General features: G+C 55.3%; 5 protein-coding genes. All 5 read right to left on the bottom strand.

What is annotated here, in order from left to right:
• Positions 1 to 212: hypothetical protein (locus tag PHP98_11765; protein ID MDD5484304.1), on the bottom strand; the 212-nt coding region annotated here is incomplete at its 3' end.
• Between the two features lie 49 nt (positions 213 to 261).
• On the bottom strand, positions 262 to 1,101 hold the full coding sequence (locus PHP98_11760) for a phage tail family protein (protein MDD5484303.1): 840 nt from the start codon (positions 1,099 to 1,101) through the stop codon (positions 262 to 264).
• A gap of 13 nt (positions 1,102 to 1,114) precedes the next feature.
• Positions 1,115 to 3,451 (bottom strand): phage tail tape measure protein, encoded by a 2,337-nt coding sequence (locus PHP98_11755; GenBank protein ID MDD5484302.1) that lies wholly within the window; start codon positions 3,449 to 3,451, stop codon positions 1,115 to 1,117.
• Positions 3,452 to 3,740: 289 nt separating this feature from the next.
• Entirely contained in the window at positions 3,741 to 3,995 is a 255-nt protein-coding gene (locus tag PHP98_11750) for a hypothetical protein (protein ID MDD5484301.1), read from the bottom strand.
• A 35-nt stretch (positions 3,996 to 4,030) separates the two neighbouring features.
• Positions 4,031 to 4,407: hypothetical protein (locus PHP98_11745; GenBank protein ID MDD5484300.1), on the bottom strand; the 377-nt coding region annotated here is incomplete at its 5' end.

Raw genomic sequence — 4,407 nt, 5'->3', positions numbered from 1 at the left:
TCCGGCTCCTCCTCCGGCGGCGGCTCGGGGTCCGGCTCGGGGAATTCGATTTCTTCTTCCTCGCCCTCCGTCTCGCCCTCCGGTGCCTCCGTGCCGGACAGCGGCAGAATATCGTTTACCGCCTCCCGGACGGGTTGATTTGTTGCGTATATTGTCCCAGATCCTGTGACTAATAGAACTACGATAATCAGCGTGATTAATTTTTTATGCATATCTTCCACCTCCTACCTAATCATACCACAATCAGGAGGAAAAATCCACCTATACACCCGAATATCTGTGAAAATACCTGATGCTCGCCCCGGCGTCCCCGGATTCCTCCGCCGCGGTATACCGAATATTATTGTCGCCGGGGACCATCTCCCAAAGGCTGTATTTTTCATCCCTTACGACGTTGTAGAATACGCTCTCGCGGTTGTTGCCGTCCAGGTCCACGATCTCGACGCGCTTATTATTGAATTGCGTTGTGATCTCCAGGATCCGGCCCTCGGGGATTTCAATATCGACGATGATCCGCTCGCCGGTGGTCTCGTTTTCAATCATGGGATACCTGGTGTATCCTGTTACTGTGATTATGACGGGCGTCGAAACGTTGCCCCTGTTTGTGGCGGTCGCACTCGCACCCACCACGCCGAAGGTGCGGGGGAATTTCCAGGGGAACGACCAGCCGCCCCGGAAGCCGACCAGGTTTATGACTTCCTCCACCGGGTCGTAGAAATTCGGGTCGGGGGCCAACAAGTGAATAATCATCGGCGTGCTATGGCCCCTAGCTCTCGTAAATCTCGGGCCGCCGTCCACTTCGGCCGCTATTGCGCGGTCGCCGTAGGTAAATATGCCGGGTTCGTTTAAAGCATTAAACAGCCGCGTCATATAGGCCCGCCGCTCAAGTAACTGCTCTTCCGAATCGGCGAATACCTCAACGTACAATGTCAGGGGCCGCTCCTTCTGGTTCTTTTCGCGCACGGTGACGCCGTTTTGGTAGGGGGCGCGCTGCGTTTTTATTTCAGCCGGGGCGCCGCCCATGCCTTCGATGTATTCCAAATTGAAAGGCATCCCGAAGGTGAAGGTTTCACCGTTTACGGTCCAGGTTTTTGTGATCAATGCGGCACCCCCTTTAATCAAACAGGCTTCCCAGGGCTACTTCCTGCGTCCACTTTTCGAATTCGCGCTGCTGCTCGGCATGTGATTGTCTCTCGGGGCTATTGAACGTCGGGGAGAAGGTGTAGGTCTTCGAAACGCTGGGCTGCGCTTGGCCGGGAATTGCGCCCGCCCCGGCCACGGCGAGGTTTACGGGCATTTGCATATCGGAGAGGCTGCCGAATTCGTGCTGCAGCGTGCCGATGGTGTTTTTGGCGGTTTCCTCGATAGCGATCAGGGCTTGCTCGATATAGGACGGAGAGGAAATACCCAGGCCGTCCTTGAACCCCTCCCAGGCGTTTTTTGCGGCCCTTTTAGCGTAGTTGTAGAACGTTTTGCCAATGTCAAGAAGTTTCTTGGCCGCTTCCCATAAAATGTCTACAATATCTCCGGGCAATTCTTTTAATTTGTCAATCATGCCTCTGATCAGTTCCCCCGCAGCATTTTTTGCTTTAACATAAAGCTCTCCAGCCCAGTCAGGGATCTTGTTCGCCGTTTCGACTAGCCAGGTCCAGACATTGCCGGGGAGTTCCTTCATGTAGTTAATGAAGTTTGTGACCATCCTTGATCCGGTTTCCTTCGCCCAATCCCAGGCGATAGGCGCCCATTCTGCGAGCGCTTCGGCCAGCGCCGTTAAATGCTCCAGGATGTTACCGGGCAAGTCGATAAAGAATCGAATCATGGCGCCGATTGCATAGCCGGTCCAGTAAGGCAGGTCTTCGGTGAAGAATTTAAGCAAGAAGGCTCCCGCGGCGGATAAGCCCTCGCCAATGCGCCCCGGCAGAGAGGAAAACCAGTCGCCGACGGATTGAACAATCATGCCGACGTTCTCAGGCAGGCTCTGGAAGAAGCCAACCGCCATATCGATATCTTCCCTGGCCACATCGACCAGTAGATCGAAGTTCTTGATTATGGACGTTATGGCACCAACCGGGCCGAGTAACGCGCCGCTGCCCATGGTCATTGCCTGCTGCAGCCTGGGGCCGAATCCTTCTGTTAATTCCCTGACCTTTGTGCTCAGGGCAGAGGCGGCCACGCCCACACCGGCGATAACGGCCACAATCGCACCGGCGGCGGCGGCGGTTGTCCCCAACACGGCTCCGAGCGCACCAAGGCCCAGGCGCAAGACCCTGACCCCGTAAACAGGAGCGATTAAGCCCTTGCTGACCAGCGGCAGTATGCCGATGAGCTTGCCCGCCCCGGTGATAATGCCTCCCAGCACTATTAACACAGGACCGGCGGCGGCGGCTATGGCACCCAGAGTAATGATTTGCTTTTTCTGCTCGCTGTCCATCTCTCCGAAGGCTTTTATATATGGCTTTATCGCGTCAAGTATTTCAAGCAACACGGGGATCAGTTCTTCACCGAAGGCGGCGGCGGTCAGCTTGATCTCGTTTTTAAATAGCTGCAGTTGCGAGGCCGCGGTGCCGAAACGCAGCTCGGCCTCTTTATTCAGGGCGATATTCTCATCCCAGGCTTTGCTCCCGAGTTCAATGCTTTTGTTAAAGAGGTCGCTCGCCCCGGAGGCACGCAAGAGGGCATCACGGAGGCGGACCTCGGTAATCCCCATATCGTCTAAGACCTTGATCGCCGATGCGCCGCGTTCCTCCGCCGTGCTTAAGCCCTCGATAAAGGCTATAATCGCTCCGGCCGCGTTTTCTTCAAAAGCCCGCTTGAAGTCTTCCGCGCTCATGCCGGCCACGTTGGCGAAGTTCACCAGACCCTGGCCGCCTTTTTCCGCGGCCAGCTGCATCTGCACCATGACTTTGGAGAACGCGGTGCCGCCGGCCTGGGCCTCGATACCGACCGATGACAGGGCGCCGGCGAAGGAAAGAATCTGCGCTTCGGTCATGCCTACCTGTTTACCGGCGCCGGCCAGGCGGAGGCCCATTTCGACGATCTCAGATTCTGTCGTTGCTAAATTATTACCGAGTGCAACCACGGTCGCACCGAGGCGGTCAAACTGGCTCTGCGGCATCTGCGTGATATTCGCCAGCCGGGCTAATGCGGTGGCGGCCTGGTCGCTCGACATGTTCGTGGTGACGCCAAGCTTGGCCATGACCTCGGTAAAGCTCAAGATGTTTTCCGTCTCGATTCCAAGTTGGCCAGCCGCCGAGCCGATAGCGTAGATTTCCTCGGTGGTTAAGGGTAACTCACGGGACATTTCCCTGAAGCCTTCGCGCAGCTTCTCGATTTCGGCTTCCGTGGCATCAACGGTCTTAATCACGTCTGTGAAGGCGCTTTCAAGACTGACCGCGGCCATGACCGCTCCGGTGCCCAGAGCGAGCAGCGGGCCGGTGACGAAGGCGGTCATGGTCTTGCCGGCCTTGGTGAAGCCGCCGCCGATCTTGACCAGGGTATCGCCGGTCCTGGCTATTTTTTTGTCGATATTGTCTAACTTTTTGAGGGCTTCCTTATCATCAATGAAAATGGAACCCCAAAGCTTAAAGATCTCGATGATGGCCGCCCCCTTTCCCAGCTAGCGCCCCCCGTAGCGCTTATTCTCCGATAATAAAATCAGGCAGGAAATGCGGCCGGAGTATCCGCACTCTTCGCCCCGTCGGGCTATCCTGCCTGAAAACCGCTAAAGCGGCTTCGTAAAATTACCCTCTCCGCGCCTTCTTCTGCTCGTAAAAGTCGATCACCTTGCCCATTTCCTCCTCGATTTCTTCATCGCTCTTGTTGGTGCACATGTATTGCTTCGAATACAAAAGGTTTTTGTAGTCGCTGAAGCTGATCCATTTTAACCAGCCCAGGTGCATGTAAGGGTGAAGCGATTTCCAAAGATCCCAGGCTTCAACCTCAAGCCCCCGGTCAAGGGCGTGATCAATAAACGAGGTGTTAAGCGGCAGGTCCATGATCGCCGCCAGGTCGTAGGTTTTGGATAATAGTTCTACGATTTTTGGGGCTGCTTGGTATCCTTGTCGTCGGAGGCTAAGGCATCGGTAAAAAAATCAGTCACGCTTGAATCGGCGAAAAGCTCCTTGAAGAAGGCGATCGGGTTGATCTTTTCCGCTTCCTCCGGGGTGCAGTCTTTTGCGCTGGCCACGAAGTCGTAAATCTCCTGCTCGGCCTTGTGCGCTTTGCGGACGATCTGCATGAGCAGTTCCAACCCGAGCTTCATCCGGGCCGTTTTTGAATCGAATCCTTCTTCCTGATCTTTTTTCCCCTGGCTTTTGCCGCCCATCTCGCCCCTTAAAACTTCCACCAACTTCGAAACGTCGATATCGATCTTGTCGATAATCGCCGACAATTTGATCCCCTGTTTGA

Source organism: Kiritimatiellia bacterium, from assembly GCA_028715905.1.
Classification (GTDB): Bacteria; Verrucomicrobiota; Kiritimatiellia; order JAAZAB01; family JAAZAB01; genus JAQUQV01.
The sequence above is the reverse complement of the archived record's forward strand: the minus strand, read 5'-3'. Positions and strand labels throughout refer to the sequence as shown.

What these genes read in the sequence shown, in the direction of transcription:
- PHP98_11750 (MDD5484301.1), bottom strand. Translation starts at nt 3,995, where the DNA reads ATGGACCTGCCGCTTAACACCTCGTTTATTGATCACGCCCTTGACCGG.
- PHP98_11755 (MDD5484302.1), bottom strand. Translation starts at nt 3,451, where the DNA reads ATGACCGCCTTCGTCACCGGCCCGCTGCTCGCTCTGGGCACCGGAGCG.